The following is a 16,115-nucleotide window of genomic DNA, read 5'->3' as shown; positions in this document are numbered from 1 at the left end:
ACCCACCATGAGCGACAACACCACCTTTGACCACATCGTCATCGGCGCCGGCACGGCCGGCTGCCTGCTGGCCAACCGGCTTTCGGCCGACCCGTCCCGCCGTGTGCTGCTGGTCGAAGCCGGCCGCAAGGACGACTACCACTGGATCCACATCCCGGTGGGTTACCTTTATTGCATCGGCAACCCGCGCACCGACTGGCTCTACCAGACCGAACCGGACCCGGGCCTCAACGGCCGCCAGCTGCGCTACCCGCGCGGCAAGGGCCTGGGCGGCTGCTCCAGCATCAACGGCATGATCTACATGCGCGGCCAGGCGCGCGACTACGACCAGTGGGCCGATCTCACGGGTGACGCCGACTGGCGCTGGCACAACAGCCTGCCCGACTTCAAGGCGCACGAGGACCATTACCGCCTGGACGCCGCGAACGAGAGCCAGAGCAACCCCGCCTTCACGCTGCTGCACGGCAACAAGGCGGTGGGCAGCACCGGCGAGTGGCGCATCGAGAAGCAGCGCCTGCGCTGGGACGTGCTCGATGCGTTCGCGTTGGCCGCGCAGCAAGCCGGCATCCCGGCCACGGACGACTTCAACACCGGCGACAACGAGGGCGTGGGCTATTTCGAGGTGAACCAGAAAGCCGGCTGGCGCTGGAACGCGAGCAAGGCGTTCCTGCGCCCGGTGATGCGCCGGCCCAACCTCACGGTCTGGACCGAGACCCAGGTGGAGCGCCTGCGGCTGGAGCGCGATGCGGCGGGCGCGCTGCGCTGCACCGGCGCCGAGCTGCGGCGCGGCGGCCAGAAGGTGAGCGTGTCGGCCAGGCGCGAGGTGGTGCTCAGCGCGGGCAGCATCGGCTCGGTGCAGATCCTGCAGCTCTCGGGCATCGGCCCGGCGCCGGTGCTGCGGGCCGCGGGTGTCGAGGTGATGCACGAGCTGCCCGGCGTGGGCGAGAACCTGCAAGACCACCTGCAGATCCGCTCGGTCTACAAGGTGCAGGGCGGCAAAACGCTCAACACCCTGGCCAACTCGCTCTGGGGCAAGGCCGCCATCGGCCTCGAATACGCGCTCAAGCGCAGCGGCCCCATGAGCATGTCGCCCAGCCAGCTCGGCGCTTTCACCCGGAGCGACCCGGCGCAGCCGCATGCCAACCTTGAATACCACGTGCAGCCGCTCAGTCTGGACGCGTTTGGCGAGCCGCTGCACAGTTTTCCGGCCTTCACCGCGAGCGTCTGCAACCTCAACCCCGGCAGCCGCGGCCATGTGCGCATCCGCAGCGCGCGCGGCGAAGACGCGCCCGCCATCGCGCCCAACTACCTCTCCACGGCCGAAGACCGGCAGGTCGCGGCCGACAGCCTGCGCGTGACGCGGCACATCGTGGCGCAGCCGGCGATGGCGAAATACCAACCCGAAGAGTTCAAGCCCGGTGTGCAGTACCAGACCGACGACGAGCTCGCGCGCCTGGCCGGCGACATCGCCAGCACCATCTTCCACCCGGTGGGCACCACCAAGATGGGGCGCGCCGACGACCCGCTGGCCGTGGTCGACAGCCACCTGCGCGTGCGCGGCGTGGCGGGCCTGCGTGTGGTGGACGCGGGTGTGATGCCCACCATCACCAGCGGCAACACCAACAGCCCGACGCTGATGATCGCGGAGAAGGCGGCGCGCTGGATCGCGCGCGGCATTTGACGCTCTAACGGATCCCGCCCACGTAACGCGTGTCCGGCCCGTCGGCATCGGTTCGTTTGCCGCCGCCAAACCCCGAGGGCAGTGAAGACTCGCGGAACCCGCTCGCCGGCACCGAGTCGGCGAAACCACTGGGGCGGCTGGCCGGGGGCGCTGGCGTCTGCGCGGCACGCAGGGCCTCGGTGGCGCTCTGCAGCAGGGGCTTGCGCACGGGTGCCCCCATGCCGGTGCTCGCGGTTTCCAGTTTCTCAGCCCAGGGCAGCAGTTCGTCCAGTCCTTCGCTGACCGCCTTTTCGCGGGCGAAGCGCACGATGGCGCGCGCGTAGTCGGCGTTGGTGGCCATCCACTCGGTGTCGGTCACGCGCCCCGTCTTGCGGCGCAGCAGCACATGCAGGTGGGCGGCGGTGGCGAAGATTTCGGTGGAGGTCATGGCGGCGCCCTTCCTACAACAACGAGCGAAGTGGTGAAAACCCCAGGGCACCGCCCGGCCGGCTTTGCCGGAAGGCCAGTGCCATCCCCCTTGAGGGGGGTGACGCGAAGCGGCGCGGGGGGTGTTCCATCTCAATGCCCGAGCTGTTCGTTGTGCAGCGACAGGTCGAGCCCGGCGCGTTCGTCGACCTCGTGCACGCGCAGGCGCGCCACCCGCGAGGTGATCCACAGCACCACGCCGGTCATCACCAGGCTGTAGGCCAGCACGGCCGCGCAGGCGATCAGCTGCGTCAGCACGCTGCCTTCCACCCCGGCGATGGCCGGGTCGGCCAGCAGGCCGGTGAGCAGCGCGCCCACCAGGCCACCGACACCGTGCACACCGAACACGTCGAGCGAATCGTCGGCGCGCAGGCGGCGCTTCAGGCCGGTGGCACCCCAGTAGCAGACCGCGCCCGCCACCAGGCCAATGACCAGCGCCGAGCGCAGCGTGACGAAGCCCGCCGCCGGCGTGATGGCGACCAGCCCGGCCACCACGCCCGAGCACAGGCCCAGCAGCGAAGCGCGCTTGCGCGCCAGCCATTCGGCGGCCATCCAGGAGAGCGCGCCCGCGGCGGCGGCGATGTGGGTCACCGCCAGCGCCAGCCCGGCGCGCCCGTCGGCGGCGAGCGCCGAGCCGGCGTTGAAGCCGAACCAGCCGACCCAGAGCAGGCCGGTGCCGGCCATGGTCAGGCCCAGGTTGAACGGGATGAAGGGTTCGCGCCCGTAGCCCTGGCGCGGGCCGAGGGCGTAGGCGCAGACCAGCGCGGCGGCACCGGCGTTGATGTGCACCACGGCGCCACCGGCAAAGTCCAGCGCACCGAGCTGGGCCAGCCAGCCGCCCGGCTCCCAGACCCAGTGGGCCACGGGCGCGTACACCAGCAGCAGCCACAGGCCGGCGAACAGCAGCAGGGCGCCGAAGTGCATGCGCTCCACCAGCGCGCCCACCACCAGGGCGCAGGTGATGATGGCAAAGGTGAGCTGGAACATGGCGAACACCGATTCGGGCACGTGGGGCGCGATGTGGCTCACCGCCACCTGGCCGGTGGCGCCCAGGAAGTCCAGCCCGGCAAAGCCCATGCGCTGGACGCCGCCGATCCAGCCCGCCAGTGCACCGTCGCCGGGCGTGAAGGCCAGCGAATAGGCAAGCGCAAACCACAGCACGCTGACGACGGCCGCGATGCCGACCACGCTGGCCATGGTGTTGATCACGTTGAGACGGCGCACCATGCCACCATAAAAGAGCGCGATGCCCGGCAGCGTCATGAGCAGCACGAGCGCGGTGGACACCATGAGCCAGGCGGTGTCGGCCCCGCTGATGGTGCTGATGGCAGCGAGCGCCGGGCCGGGCAGAGTGGCCGCTGCGTCGGTTGCGGGGCTGGTGGCCACGGGGGGTGCGGTCTGCGCACAAGTCAGCGAGGGGATGGCGAACGCCAGCCCGGCCGCCACGGATCCAGGGGATCTACGGTTTTGGTGCATCTTGTTACCTTTTCCAACGACCAGTGACACAGAGCACATCCTGTGCCACCCGTTCGAGGAACCAAGGGAAACCCCCGATGCACAGCGCTGGTGCAAAGTATTACAGTCACACCACTCGCACACAGCGCCCAGCGCTGGTGACCGCGGGAGGACCGAGGAGACAACCCCGTCCAACCAGAAAGAATGGTTTCAGCGTCCCAAGAGATGCCACGTATCACAAGCCGACCCCAAAAGGGTCGGCTTTTTTTTGCCCGTGCGGGTGGCACGCGGAATTCCGGGGGTGAGTTGAAATCTTCCGTTTTGTACGTGGAAGTGGAATGCATCTGTCCACTGTCGTGATGCCCGGGTTTTGAGTCGACAAAATCCGTTGAAAAATGTTGATGCAAATCAATGCTTTAAACGCGTTTATCGGTGTTTTCCCTTGGTTGGCCCATCGTGGCCTGGCGATTGCAAACGGTCACACACCTGCCTGCAACGGCGGGACCCGGTTCTGCCCCACACCAGCCAACGGAGACAAACCCATGATGGAAACCTTTTACGAGGTGATGCGCCGCAAGGGCATTTCGCGCCGCAGCTTTCTGAAGTACTGCTCGCTCACCGCCACCTCGCTCGGGCTGGCCCCCTCGTTCGTGCCGCAGATCGCGCACGCCATGGAAACCAAGCCGCGCACCCCGGTGCTCTGGCTGCACGGTCTGGAATGCACCTGCTGCACCGAATCGTTCATCCGCTCGGCGCACCCGCTGGCCAAGGACGTGGTGCTCTCGATGATCAGCCTGGACTACGACGACACCCTGATGGCCGCCGCCGGCCACCAGGCCGAGGCCATCCTCGAAGAGATCATGACCAAGTACAAGGGCCAGTACATCCTGGCCGTGGAAGGCAACCCGCCGCTGAACGAAGACGGCATGTTCTGCATCCAGTCGGGCAAGCCCTTCATCGAGAAGCTCAAGCACGTGGCGAAAGACGCCAAGGCCATCATCGCCTGGGGCTCCTGCGCTTCGTGGGGCTGCGTGCAGGCCGCCAAGCCCAACCCGACCCAGGCCACGCCGATCCACAAGGTCATCACCGACAAACCCATCATCAAGGTGCCGGGCTGCCCGCCCATCCCCGAGGTGATGACGGGCGTGATCACCTACATGCTGACCTTCGACAAGATCCCCGAGCTGGACCGCCAGGGCCGGCCGAAGATGTTCTACAGCCAGCGCATCCACGACAAGTGCTACCGCCGCCCGCACTTCGACGCCGGCCAGTTCGTCGAAACCTGGGACGACGAGTCCGCGCGCAAGGGCTACTGCCTCTACAAGGTCGGCTGCAAGGGCCCGACCACCTACAACGCCTGCTCCACGGTGATGTGGAACGAGGGCACCAGCTTCCCGATCAAGGCCGGCCACGGCTGCATCGGCTGCAGTGAAGACGGCTTCTGGGACAAGGGCTCGTTCTACGACCGCCTGACCGACATCCACGCCTTCGGCATCGAGGCCAACGCCGACGAAATCGGCGGCACGGCGGCCGGTGTGGTAGGGGCCGCGGTCGCGGCGCACGCCGCCATCTCGGTGGCCAAGCGCTCGCGTGACAAGGCGGTCGAGAAAAAAGCCGCGTCCACCAACAGCTGATCCAGAACAACGAGGAAGAACACCATGGGTGCTTACGAAACACAGGGCTTCAAGATGGACAACACCGGCCGGCGCATCGTCGTCGACCCGGTCACGCGCATCGAGGGCCACATGCGCTGCGAGGTCAACCTCGACAGCAACAACGTCATCCGCAACGCGGTGTCCACCGGCACCATGTGGCGCGGTCTGGAAGTGATTTTGAAGGGCCGCGATCCGCGCGACGCCTGGGCCTTCGTGGAGCGCATCTGCGGCGTCTGCACCGGCTGCCACGCGCTGACCTCGGTGCGCGCGGTGGAAGACGCGCTGGGCATCAAGATCCCGCTGAACGCCCACCTGATCCGCGAGATGATGGCCAAGACGCTGCAGGTGCACGACCACGCGGTGCACTTCTACCACCTGCACGCGCTCGACTGGGTCGACGTCGTGTCCTGCCTGCAGGCCGACCCGAAGAAGACCAGCGAACTGCAGCAGATGGTGTCGCCCGCGCACCCCATGTCGTCGCCCGGTTACTTCCGCGACGTGCAGAACCGCCTGAAGAAGTTCGTCGAGAGCGGCCAGCTCGGGCCGTTCGCCAACGGCTACTGGGGCAGCAAGGCCTATGTGCTGCCGCCCGAGGCCAACCTGATGGCCGTGACCCACTACCTGGAGGCGCTGGACCTGCAGAAAGAGTGGGTCAAGGTGCACACCATCTTCGGTGGCAAGAACCCGCACCCCAACTACCTGGTGGGCGGCGTGCCCTGCGCCATCAACCTCGACGGCAACGGTGCCGCCGGCGCCCCGATCAACATGGAGCGGCTGAACTTCGTGCAGGCCCGCATCCAGGAAATGATCGACTTCAACAACAACGTCTACATCCCGGACGTGCTCGCCATCGGCACCATCTACAAGAACGCCGGCTGGCTCTACGGCGGTGGCCTGAGCGCCACCAACGTGGCCGACTACGGCACCTACGAGAAGGTGCCCTACGACCACAGCACGCACCAGCTGCCCGGCGGCGTGATCCTCGACGGCAACTGGGACAAGATCCACGCCATCGACCCGCGCGACCCCGAACAGGTGCAGGAATTCGTGAGCCACAGCTGGTACAAGTACGGCGACGAAACCAAGGGCCTGCACCCCTGGGACGGCGTCACCGAAGCCAACTACGCCCCCGAAGGCCCGAACTTCAAGGGCACGCGCACCAAGATCGAGAATCTGGACGAAAGCGCCAAGTACTCGTGGATCAAGAGCCCGCGCTGGCGCGGCCACGCGGTCGAGGTCGGCCCGCTGTCGCGCTACATCCTGGGTTATGCCCATGCCATGCAGGGCAACAAGTACTGCCAGCGCGTGAAGGAGCAGGTGGACGCGTCCGCCGTCGCCATCAACAGCGCGATCCCGAAAGCCCTGGGCCTGCCGGAAACCAACTTCACGCTCAAGCAGCTGCTGCCCACCACCATCGGCCGCACCCTGGCCCGCGCACTCGAAAGCCAGTACGCCGCCGAGATGATGATGGACGACTTCAAGCAGCTGATCGGCAACATCAAGGCCGGCGACACCAGCACCGTCAATGCCGACAAGTGGGACCCGTCCACCTGGCCGAAAGAGGCCAAGGGCGTGGGCACGGTCGCCGCACCGCGCGGCATGCTGGGCCACTGGATCAAGATCAAGGACGGCAAGATCGAGAACTACCAGTGCGTGGTGCCCACCACCTGGAACGGTTCGCCGCGCGACACCAAGGGCCAGATCGGCGCCTTCGAGGCCTCGCTCATGAACACGCCCATGGTCAACCCCGAGCAGCCGCTGGAGATCCTGCGCACGCTGCACAGCTTCGACCCCTGCCTGGCCTGCTCCACCCACGTGATGAGCGAAGACGGCCAGGAGATGGCACGCGTCACCGTGCGCTGAGTCCACGCAACCCATACGAGGAGAAACACATGCAATCGAAAAACATCCGTCGCGCCACCGCGGCCGCGCTGCTGGCTGGTCTGGCCGGCGCCGCCCAGGCGCACACCGGTCACGGCACGCACAGCCTCATGGAAGGCCTGGTCCACCCCTTCGGTCTGGACCACCTGCTGGCCATGGTGGCCGTGGGCGTGTGGTCGGTGAATGCCCTGCCGGCAGGCAAGGCTTGGCAAGGACCGGCCACCTTCCTGCTGGCGCTGGTGGCCAGCGCCGCACTGGGTGCGGCCGGCGTGAGTCTGCCGTTCCTGGAGCAGGGCGTGGCGCTGTCGGTGGTGCTGTTCGGCGCCATGCTGGTGCTGGCCCGCCAGCCGATGCCGGCCGCCGTCGGCCTGGGGCTGGTGGCCGCGGCGGCTTCGCTGCACGGCCTGGCGCACGGTGCTGAAACGCCGGCCACGGGCTTCGCGGGCTATGCCGCGGGCTTCCTGCTGACCACGGCCGCGCTGCACATCGGCGGCGTGGTCGCCGGTCTCGGCATCCGCCGCGCACTGGCCGAACGCAGCGGCTGGGCGCTGGGTGGCCTGGGCGCGGTGCTGGGCGCAGCCGGCCTGGTGCTCTTCGGTCAACTGGCGGCCTGACGGCCACCCCGATCCACGGCAACCGCACTTTGGAGGCCACCATGTCCACCACGTCCCCCGAACGCCTCGCCGATGTCACCGGCATCGACGAGAGCGCCGTCTCGCACGGCCAGACCACCAAGTCGGTCTATGTGTACGAAGCGCCCGTGCGCCTCTGGCACTGGATCAACGCGGCGTCCATCACCGTGCTGGCCCTCACCGGCTACTTCATCGGCCAGCCGCTGCCCACCATGCCCGGCGAGGCCAGCGCGCACTACCTCATGGGCTACATCCGCTTCGCGCACTTCACGGCGGGCTACCTGCTGGCCGTGGGCCTGCTCGGCCGCGCCTACTGGGCGCTGGTCGGCAACCACCACGCGCGCGAAATCTTCTGGGTGCCGATTTTCCAGAAGGCCTACTGGCAAGAGGTGCTCACCATGTTCAAGTGGTACGCCTTCCTGATCCCACGGCCCGGCCGTTACGTGGGCCACAACCCGCTGGCGCGACTGGCCATGTTCGCAGGCTTCCTGATGCTCTCGATCTTCATGATCGTCACCGGCTTTGCGTTGTATGGCGAAGGCTCGCAGATGGGTTCGTGGCAGGAACAGATGTTCGGCTGGGTGATCCCGTTGTTCGGCCAGAGCCAGGACGTGCACACCTGGCACCGCATGGGCATGTGGGCGCTGATCATGTTCATCACCTTGCACATCTACGCTGCGATCCGCGAGGACATCATGGGGCGGCAGAGCATCGTGAGCACCATGATTTCCGGCCGTCGCACTTTTAAGGACTGAGCACCATGAAGCCGGTTGCCGTCAGCTGGTCCATCCCGCCGCGGGGCGTGCCGGTGCGCACGCCCATGCATCCGGGGCGGCTGCTGGCGCGCACCTGCCTGGCGCCGCTGGGGCTGAGCCAGAGCGAGGCGGCCCGTGTGCTGGGCCTGTCTCGCCGACGCCTGCACGAGCTGGTGCACGGCCAGCGGGCGATGTCGCCCGACACCGCCATCCGTTGCGCGCGCCAGTTCGGCATCGACGCCGGTTTCTGGCTCGCGCACCAGGCCGCCTGGGACAGCTTCCACGCCTGGAAGCGCTTCTGTTCCAGCCCGGTCACCCCTTCTTCCCATTGAGTTTTTCGGGACCACCCACCATGAGCGCCCATCCGTCCGAATCCACCTGTCACCCCGGTGGTGACACCCCCGCCCAGCCGCAGTCCATCGTGGTGCTCGGCATCGGCAACCTGCTCTGGGCCGACGAAGGTTTTGGCGTGCGCTGCATCGAAGCGCTGCAACGCCGCTTCGAGTTCGCCGAACACGTGTCGCTGATCGACGGCGGCACGCAGGGCCTGTACCTGATCCAGCACGTGCAGGCGGCCGACGCGCTGCTGATCTTCGACGCCATCGACTACGGCCTGGAGCCGGGCACGTTGAAGCAGGTGCGCGACGACGCCGTGCCGCGCTTCATGGGCGCCAAGAAGATGAGCCTGCACCAGACCGGTTTCCAGGAAGTGCTGTCGCTCGCGCAGCTCACTGGCAAGTACCCGGCGCAGGTGCTGCTGATCGGCTGCCAGCCGCAGGAGCTGGAAGACTATGGCGGCAGCCTGCGCCCTGTGGTCAAGGCCGCGATGGAAGAGGCGCTGGCCCTGGGCGTTGCCGAAATCGCACGCTGGGGCGGCGAGCCTGCGCCGCGCCGCACGCCGCTGGGCGAACGCGAGGCCGTGACCATGGACGAGCTGGCCTTGGCCGCCTATGAGACGCAGCGCCCGGCGTCAGACGCAGCCTGCCGGATCGGCGACGACCGCTTCATGCCCAAGGAGGCCTGAACCATGTGCATCGGCATGCCCATGCAGGTCACCGCCACCGAGCCCGGCCACGCCTGGTGCGAAGGCCGCGGCGAGCGCCGCCGCGTGACCACCGCGCTGGTCGGTCCGCTGGCGCCGGGCGACTGGTTGCTGGTGTTCCTCGGCGACGCGCGCGAACACATCGACGCCACCCGCGCGGCGGAAGTCAACAGCGCGCTGAACCTCGTGCTCGGCGCCATGCAGGGCTTCGATGCCAGCGGCGACGCGGGCTTTTCCCTGCCTTCCCGGATGACCGCCGAGCAGCTGAAGCAGCTCTCCGGCCAGTTTTAAAGATTCACTCAGGAGACCCCATGAACACCGCCACCGAAACCCCCAGCCGCGCGTTTGCGCTGCCCGTGCCCGACACCAACCCCGCGCCCCCGCTGGTGATGCGCCTGGCGCGCGACTTCGGCGCCGCCTGGGTCGATGAGACCACCGTGGCCGCGTGGAGCGCGGGCGGTGGCGACCGCGTCGTGCTGCTCGCGGGCGACCCGGTGCGTTTCCCCGAAGGCCAGGACGTCGCGGCCGTGCTGCCCGAGCTCATGAAGAGTTTCCCCAGCCGCTTCCAGATCGCCGTGGTGCCGCGCGACAACGAGGACGCGGTGGCGCGCCGCTACGGCTCGCAGCGCTGGCCCACGCTGCTGTTCTTCCGCGACGGCCAGTACGTCACTGCCATCGCCGGCATGCAGGACTGGGACGTGTACCTGAGCGGTGTGGCCGCCGCGCTCACCATGCCGCCCTCGCGCCCGCCCACCATCGGCATCCCCGTGGTCAGCCAGACCGGCGCGGCGAGCGACAGCGGCTGCCATTGAACCGACCTACACCGAAGGACACCCCATGAAAGACTTCCCCATTCCGCTCGTCGCCCTCGGCCCGGGCACACAGTCCGAAGACGAATCGCTGGACTACCTGCCCATGCCCAAGGACATGGACACCTACCGCCCGCCGGTGCTGCCCGAGCCCGAAGAGCTGGCCGGGCGCGACGCGGCCCGCGCCGTGCTCGGCCAGGTGCTGGCGCTGCTCGACCGCACGGCCGAGCGCGGCCCCGGCGGCCAGGTGTCGCTGACCGCATTGCCCGCGGCCGACCTGCGGCTGGTCAACCAGATCCTGGGCGAAGGCGAGGCCAGCGCCCTGGTGCGCGAAGAGGACGGCGCGCTCGAAGTGCGCATCCAGGAATCGGTGCTCGCGGGCGTGTGGCGCCTCATCACCTTCCGCACCGTGGACGGCGAGCGCACGCTGATCGACGACGTGATCGAAGTCGGCCCGGTGCCGGCGCTGCTGCGCGCCATCGCGGTGGACGACGTGTGGCCCCAGGGCGCCATGCCGCACTGGGCCGGCCCGCTGCCGCCCAACGTGCAGAACGCGCCCCTGCTGGTCGAGGAAATCCGCGACCAGGTGGCGGGATGGAAACCCGGCCAGGTGTCGCACGTGGTCAACCTCACGCTGCTGCCGGTCACGCCCGAAGACATCGGCTTTCTCGATCACCACCTCGGCACCGGCCGCGTGCTGATGCTCTCGCGCGGCTACGGCAACTGCCGCATCTCCAACACCCGCTTGCCCAACTGCTGGCGCGTGGTGTACTACAACTCGATGGACAAGGTGATCCTCAACACGGTCGAGGTGGTGGACATGCCCGAAGTGGCCATGGCCGCGCCCGAAGACCTGCGCGATTCGCACGAGCGCCTGGCCGACGTGATGAACTATCTGGAAGGAGTGTGACCATGGCCGGCGCGGACCTCTCCACTGGTTTTGAAGGCTCGTACCTGGGCAACCGCGACGTGCTGCGCCCCGGCTCGCGCCTCGAATGCAAGATCTGCTGGTGGGTCTACGACCCGGCGCTCGGCGACCCGCAATGGCAGATCGCCCCCGGCACGCCGTTCGCAGACTTGCCCGCGCACTGGCGCTGCCCGAACTGCGACTGCGAGTCCGATCAATTTCTGCTGCTGCCGCCCGAAGAGAGCTGAGCCCATGTCTGCACCATCTCAACCCAACCCCGAATGGCTGGACCAGCGCGTGTCTGCGCTGGTCACGCATTTCGTGCGCGTGCAGACCGAACGCATGGTGGGCATCCCCTTGCTCAACCCGGCGCTGTCGGTCGAGGCGGTGGGTTTTCAATGGGCGGGTCCGGTGGGGGAGGGTGCCGAACCGGTGGCCGAAGGCGTGCTCATCACCCCCTGGTTCATGAGCCTGCTGCGCCTGCCCTCGGTGAACGGGCCCCACGGCAACCGCGTGGGGCGCAAGGCCGTGCGCGATTTCGGCAGCGAACGTTTTGATTTCATCGGCGCGCACGACCCCGCCATCGGTTACCACGAGACCTGCGCGCTGTTTTCGCCCATGAACGGCTTCACCAGCCAGGACCTGGCGCGCGAGACCGCACTGGCTTCGCTGGCCCTGGTCCGTCCCCCACCCGAAGCCGATGGGGTGGCGCCGGTTGCAGCCGAGCCGGTGCCAGCGCGTCGCGCGTTTTTCATGGCCCGCCGCCCGGACGCGGGAGCCGCAACATGACCACCGCGCAGTCCACCCTGGCCGGCAGCCTGCGCGTGGCACCGGGCGCGCCGTTGCCGCTGGCCCTGCACAGCAGCCGCCAGGACTGGGCGCCGCGCCTGGCCCGTGGTCAGGCGGTGAGCGCCTTGCCCGGCCTGATGGCCAGCCTGTTCAACCTCTGCAGCCACGCGCACCGCCTGTGCTCGCAGCTAGCCATCGAAGCCGCTTCGCCCGGCCTGCTGCCCGCGCCGCAGCAGGTGGCGCAACGCCTGCGCACCGAGACCGCGCAGGAACACATCCGGCGCATCGGCCTGGACTGGCCACGCCTGCTGGCCACTGAACGCGGCGCCGCGGCCACCGCCTGGACCGAGGCCGCACACGCCGCCCTGCAAACCTGCCCGCTGCTGTTGCCGGTGGCCACGCTGCCGGCCGACCCCTGGCCCGCCACCCTCACCTGGTTGCAAGACGAGCTGCTGCAGATGCCGCCCCACACCTGGCAACGCGCCTGGAATGCCTGCGGTGCCGACTGGCAAAACGACTGGAGCCGTCGCCACAGTGGCTGGCTGCCATCGTTGCTGCGCGCCGCGCGCGCGGCCGACAGCGCCGCACCGCTGGACCCGGCCAGCGCCCTGCGTGCCCACGCGGACGCCGAGGGTCAACGCATCCTGTCCACTGCGCTGGCGCTCCAACCCGGCTTCGCGCTGCACCCACGGTGGCAGGGCGCCTGTGCCCACACCGGCAGCTGGACGCGCTTGAACGACCTGTCAGCCGACTTGCCGCTCACGCCCTGGGCGCTGCTGGGCAGCCGCATCGCCGAGCTGATTCGCCTCTGTCAGCCCGACGCACCGGGGCAGAGCGGCGCGGGCTGGTTGTCCTTCGGTTCGCTCCGCACCGGGCCGCGCCAGGGCATGGCCTGGGTGGAGATGGCGCGTGGCCTGCTCGTGCACCAGGTGGAGATCGACGGCACAGGTGGCGACGCGCGCGTGGCCGCCTGCCGCGTGCTCGCGCCGACCGAATGGAATTTCCACCCGCAGGGGGTGGTGGCGCAGACCATCGCCGCGCTGGATGTGAATCAGACCGCCGATGCCACCGAGCGCCGCGTGCGCCTGCTCATGGCCGCGTTCGACCCCTGCGTGCCGTTTGACGTGGTACACACGCTGCCCGCCGGTCAGGAGGTGCAACATGCATGAAGCCAGCCTCGCCGGTGGCGTGTTGCAACTGGTCGAAGACACGGCGGTGAGCGAAGGTTTTTCGCGCCTGCTGTCGCTGCGGCTCGAAGCCGGCCAGCTCGCGGGGGTGGACGTGCGGGCGCTGCGTTTCGCGCTGGAGAGCCTGGCGCCCGGCACCGTGCTCGACGGGGCGTTGATCGAGATCGAAGAACCGCCCGGCCAGGCCTGGTGCATGGGCTGCGCCCAGACCGTGGCCATCGCCCAGCGCGGTGACGCCTGCCCGAGTTGCGGCAGCTACCAGCTACAACCCACGGGCGGCATGGAATTGCGTGTCATCGACATGCAAGTCAGTGATGATTGAGTGAACCAGGAGACAGAACATGTGTGTCGTATGTGGATGCAGTGACAACAGCCCGGCCCATGCCCGGCACATCCAGACCCACGCGGGTGAGGCCGGTGTGGTGCAGGTGAACCCCGGCAACGGCGACCTGCATTTCGGTACCGGCGCGGCCCGCGTCTCGGTGCCCGGCATGAGCCAGGCGCGTGCCATCAAGCTGGAGACCGACATCCTCGGCGCCAACAACCGCGTGGCGCAGCAGAACCGCGCGCACTTCGAGGCGCACGGCGTGACCGCGCTGAACCTCGTGTCCAGCCCTGGCTCGGGCAAGACCACGCTGCTCTGCGCCACCATCGAAGCCCTAAAGACCCACGCGCCCGGCCTGCGCGTCGCCGTGATCGAAGGCGACCAGCAGACCAGCTTCGACGCCGACCGCATCCGCGCCACCGGTGCGCCCGCGATCCAGGTCAACACCGGCAAGGGCTGCCACCTCGACGCGCCCATGGTGAGCGAAGCCTTTGCACAGTTGCACGACCACGGTCATCACAGCCATGACCACCACGGTCACGGGCACGGCCACTCGCACGATCACCACCACCATGACGAAACACACAGCCTGCTGTTCATCGAGAACGTGGGCAATCTGGTCTGCCCCGCCGTGTGGGACCTGGGCGAGGCGGCCAAGGTCGCCATCCTCTCGGTGACCGAGGGCGAAGACAAGCCGCTCAAGTACCCCGACATGTTCGCGGCGGCGCAACTCATGATCCTCAACAAGACCGACCTGCTGCCGCACGTGAAGTTCGACGTGGCGCGCTGCATCGAACTCGCCCGGCGCGTGAACCCCACCATCGAGATCCTGCAGCTCTCGGCCACCACCGGCGAAGGCATGGACGCCTGGCTGCACTGGCTGGACCACGCCATGGGCCACGGTCATCACCACCCCGAAGAGCCCACGCCCTCGGCATCCGAAGCGGCGCTGCGAGATCGTGTGGCGCAGCTCGAAGCCGAGCTCGCGCAAGCCCGCGCGGCATTGAACCCCCACGCTCCGCCGCTTCGCGGGTCGCTGCCCCCCGAGGGGGCTGGTTTCGCCTTGGGGCGGCCCCGCGGCGAAACCCCCCTCTCCGCCGACACCGCGCTCTGACGCCATGAACACCGCGCCTTTGCCCACCGTGCTCGCCTGCGGCGCCTGGCTGAAGAACGCCGCCTGCCTGCTGGTGGATGGCGCACCGGTCTGGTCGGCGGTGCACGGTGACCTCAGCGATCCGGCGGCCTGCGCCGCGCTCGAAGCCTCGGTGGAGGCCCTGCTGGCCGGCCACGGCGCGCCCATCGCGGCGGTGGCGCACGACCTGCACCCCGACTTCTTCAGCACCCAGCTGGCGGTGCAGCTCGCCGCCGCGCTCGGCGTGCCCGCCATCGGTGTGCAGCACCACCACGCGCACATCGCGGCCGTGGTGGCCGAACACCGCATCGAAGGCCCTGTCATCGGCCTCGCGCTCGATGGCGTGGGCCTGGGTACAGACGGCCAGGCCTGGGGCGGTGAACTGCTCTGGGTGGACGGCGCGCAGTGGCAGCGCCTGGGCCACCTGGTGCCGCTGGCGCTGCCCGGCGGCGACCGCGCCGCGCGCGAGCCCTGGCGCATGGCGGCGAGTGCACTGCATGCGCTCGGCCAGGGCGATCAGATTCCTTCACACTTTGCATCACAGGTCGGTGAGCCTGTGGCCGCAGGTGTGCAGCAGATGCTGGCCAAAAACCTGAACTGCCCGGCCACCAGCAGCACCGGCCGCTGGTTCGACGCGGCGGCCGGCGCGCTGGGCCTGAGCGTGCGCCAGACCGACGAAGCCCAGGCCGCCATCGCGCTCGAAGCCGCCGCCGCGCGCTGGCTCGCCGCGCATCCCGACACCACCGCGCTGCCCGGCGCCGTCATTGACGCGCAGAACCGCGTCGACCTGCGCGGCCTCATGCCCGCGCTGTTCGACGCCGGCCCCGATGGCGCGGACGCCGCCGCCGCGGGCTTCCACCTGGCGCTGGCCGACACGCTGGCCGACTGGGCTGTCCGCGCTGCCTCGGAGCGCGGCAGCCGCGACGTGTGCCTCGGCGGCGGCTGCTTCTTCAACCGCATCCTGCGCGAGCGCGTGACCGAACGCCTGCAGGCCGCTCAACTGCGCGTGCACCGGCCGCTCGACAAGGGCTGCGGCGACGCCGGCCTCGCGCTCGGCCAGGCCTGGGCCGCCGTCCAGCAGCTGGCCGCGAGCGCCTCACAAGAACACACCACGAAGGAAACCGAACCATGTGCCTAGCCATTCCCGCCCAGCTGGTGGAGCTGCGCCCCAACGACCAGGCCGTGGTCAACCTCGGCGGCATCCGCAAGGAAATCTCCATCGCCCTCGTGGCCGACGTGCAGGTGGGCGACTACGTGATCGTGCACGTGGGCCACGCCATCGGCGTCATCGACCCCGAGGAGGCTGAAAAAACCCTGGCCTTGTTTGCCGAGATGCAGGCCATCAACGACGGAGGTGCAGACATGGGACCCAGCGCCGGGCCGCCCCAAGCGGGGTCAGC

The 16,115-nt window shown here is 68.7% G+C and carries 18 protein-coding genes and 1 pseudogene; 17 read left to right on the top strand and 2 right to left on the bottom strand.

Annotated elements, in window-relative coordinates; genetic code table 11:
* The first annotated feature begins 7 nt into the window (after positions 1 to 7).
* Positions 8 to 1,681: a GMC family oxidoreductase gene (locus tag ACN5W5_RS15620; protein ID WP_420049415.1), complete on the top strand. Its 1,674-nt coding sequence runs from the start codon at positions 8 to 10 to the stop codon at positions 1,679 to 1,681.
* Between the two features lie 4 nt (positions 1,682 to 1,685).
* Here ACN5W5_RS15620 and ACN5W5_RS15615 read toward each other — a convergent pair whose 3' ends face one another.
* Both ACN5W5_RS15615 and ACN5W5_RS15610 read right to left on the bottom strand, forming a co-directional pair.
* Positions 1,686 to 2,108 (bottom strand): hypothetical protein, encoded by a 423-nt coding sequence (locus ACN5W5_RS15615; protein WP_420049664.1) that lies wholly within the window; start codon positions 2,106 to 2,108, stop codon positions 1,686 to 1,688.
* 131 nt (positions 2,109 to 2,239) lie between these two features.
* Positions 2,240 to 3,622, bottom strand: a complete 1,383-nt coding sequence (locus ACN5W5_RS15610) for an ammonium transporter (protein ID WP_420049414.1) — start codon at positions 3,620 to 3,622, stop codon at positions 2,240 to 2,242.
* Positions 3,623 to 4,146: 524 nt separating this feature from the next.
* Here ACN5W5_RS15610 and ACN5W5_RS15605 point away from each other — a divergent pair.
* The 16 genes and pseudogenes from ACN5W5_RS15605 to ACN5W5_RS15530 form a co-directional block, all read left to right on the top strand.
* Positions 4,147 to 5,235 carry a hydrogenase small subunit gene (locus ACN5W5_RS15605; RefSeq protein ID WP_210829762.1) on the top strand — a complete coding sequence of 363 codons (1,089 nt, stop codon included), beginning with the start codon at positions 4,147 to 4,149 and terminating at the stop codon, positions 5,233 to 5,235.
* 24 nt (positions 5,236 to 5,259) lie between these two features.
* A complete protein-coding gene (locus ACN5W5_RS15600) occupies positions 5,260 to 7,119 on the top strand; it encodes a nickel-dependent hydrogenase large subunit (protein WP_420049413.1) in 1,860 nt (619 codons plus the stop codon).
* Between the two features lie 29 nt (positions 7,120 to 7,148).
* Entirely contained in the window at positions 7,149 to 7,751 is a 603-nt protein-coding gene (locus ACN5W5_RS15595; protein WP_420049412.1) for a HupE/UreJ family protein, read from the top strand.
* 41 nt (positions 7,752 to 7,792) lie between these two features.
* The gene (cybH, locus tag ACN5W5_RS15590) at positions 7,793 to 8,524 is read left to right on the top strand and encodes a Ni/Fe-hydrogenase, b-type cytochrome subunit (RefSeq protein WP_420049411.1); all 732 of its coding nucleotides are present in this window, start codon (positions 7,793 to 7,795) and stop codon (positions 8,522 to 8,524) included.
* A 5-nt stretch (positions 8,525 to 8,529) separates the two neighbouring features.
* Positions 8,530 to 8,856 carry a HigA family addiction module antitoxin gene (locus ACN5W5_RS15585; RefSeq protein WP_420049410.1) on the top strand — a complete coding sequence of 109 codons (327 nt, stop codon included), beginning with the start codon at positions 8,530 to 8,532 and terminating at the stop codon, positions 8,854 to 8,856.
* Positions 8,857 to 8,876: 20 nt separating this feature from the next.
* Positions 8,877 to 9,548 (top strand): HyaD/HybD family hydrogenase maturation endopeptidase, encoded by a 672-nt coding sequence (locus ACN5W5_RS15580; protein WP_420049409.1) that lies wholly within the window; start codon positions 8,877 to 8,879, stop codon positions 9,546 to 9,548.
* Between the two features lie 3 nt (positions 9,549 to 9,551).
* Positions 9,552 to 9,857 (top strand): HypC/HybG/HupF family hydrogenase formation chaperone, encoded by a 306-nt coding sequence (locus ACN5W5_RS15575; protein ID WP_420049408.1) that lies wholly within the window; start codon positions 9,552 to 9,554, stop codon positions 9,855 to 9,857.
* Positions 9,858 to 9,877: 20 nt separating this feature from the next.
* Entirely contained in the window at positions 9,878 to 10,378 is a 501-nt protein-coding gene (locus ACN5W5_RS15570) for a hydrogenase (RefSeq protein ID WP_420049407.1), read from the top strand.
* Between the two features lie 25 nt (positions 10,379 to 10,403).
* A complete protein-coding gene (locus ACN5W5_RS15565; protein ID WP_420049406.1) occupies positions 10,404 to 11,285 on the top strand; it encodes a hydrogenase expression/formation C-terminal domain-containing protein in 882 nt (293 codons plus the stop codon).
* A 2-nt stretch (positions 11,286 to 11,287) separates the two neighbouring features.
* On the top strand, positions 11,288 to 11,530 hold the full coding sequence (locus ACN5W5_RS15560; RefSeq protein ID WP_420049405.1) for a rubredoxin: 243 nt from the start codon (positions 11,288 to 11,290) through the stop codon (positions 11,528 to 11,530).
* Between the two features lie 4 nt (positions 11,531 to 11,534).
* A complete protein-coding gene (gene hybE, locus ACN5W5_RS15555) occupies positions 11,535 to 12,071 on the top strand; it encodes a [NiFe]-hydrogenase assembly chaperone HybE (RefSeq protein ID WP_420049404.1) in 537 nt (178 codons plus the stop codon).
* On the top strand, positions 12,068 to 13,240 hold the full coding sequence (locus ACN5W5_RS15550) for a hypothetical protein (RefSeq protein ID WP_420049403.1): 1,173 nt from the start codon (positions 12,068 to 12,070) through the stop codon (positions 13,238 to 13,240). Before hybE ends, ACN5W5_RS15550 begins: the two co-directional genes overlap by 4 nt.
* On the top strand, positions 13,233 to 13,580 hold the full coding sequence (locus tag ACN5W5_RS15545) for a hydrogenase maturation nickel metallochaperone HypA (protein WP_420049402.1): 348 nt from the start codon (positions 13,233 to 13,235) through the stop codon (positions 13,578 to 13,580). Before ACN5W5_RS15550 ends, ACN5W5_RS15545 begins: the two co-directional genes overlap by 8 nt.
* 19 nt (positions 13,581 to 13,599) lie before the next feature.
* Positions 13,600 to 14,697 (top strand): hydrogenase nickel incorporation protein HypB, encoded by a 1,098-nt coding sequence (gene hypB / locus ACN5W5_RS15540; RefSeq protein ID WP_420049401.1) that lies wholly within the window; start codon positions 13,600 to 13,602, stop codon positions 14,695 to 14,697.
* A gap of 4 nt (positions 14,698 to 14,701) precedes the next feature.
* On the top strand, positions 14,702 to 15,853 hold the full coding sequence (locus tag ACN5W5_RS15535) for a carbamoyltransferase HypF (RefSeq protein WP_420049400.1): 1,152 nt from the start codon (positions 14,702 to 14,704) through the stop codon (positions 15,851 to 15,853).
* A pseudogene (locus ACN5W5_RS15530) lies at positions 15,844 to 16,050 on the top strand (HypC/HybG/HupF family hydrogenase formation chaperone); the annotation flags it as partial. The gene ACN5W5_RS15535 and the pseudogene ACN5W5_RS15530, both read left to right, overlap by 10 nt.
* Positions 16,051 to 16,115 lie beyond the last annotated feature (65 nt).

The organism is Hydrogenophaga sp. ZJX-1 (genome assembly GCF_048590325.1).
GTDB lineage: Bacteria > Pseudomonadota > Gammaproteobacteria > Burkholderiales > Burkholderiaceae_C > Hydrogenophaga.
This window is presented reverse-complemented; position numbering and strand designations above follow the sequence as displayed.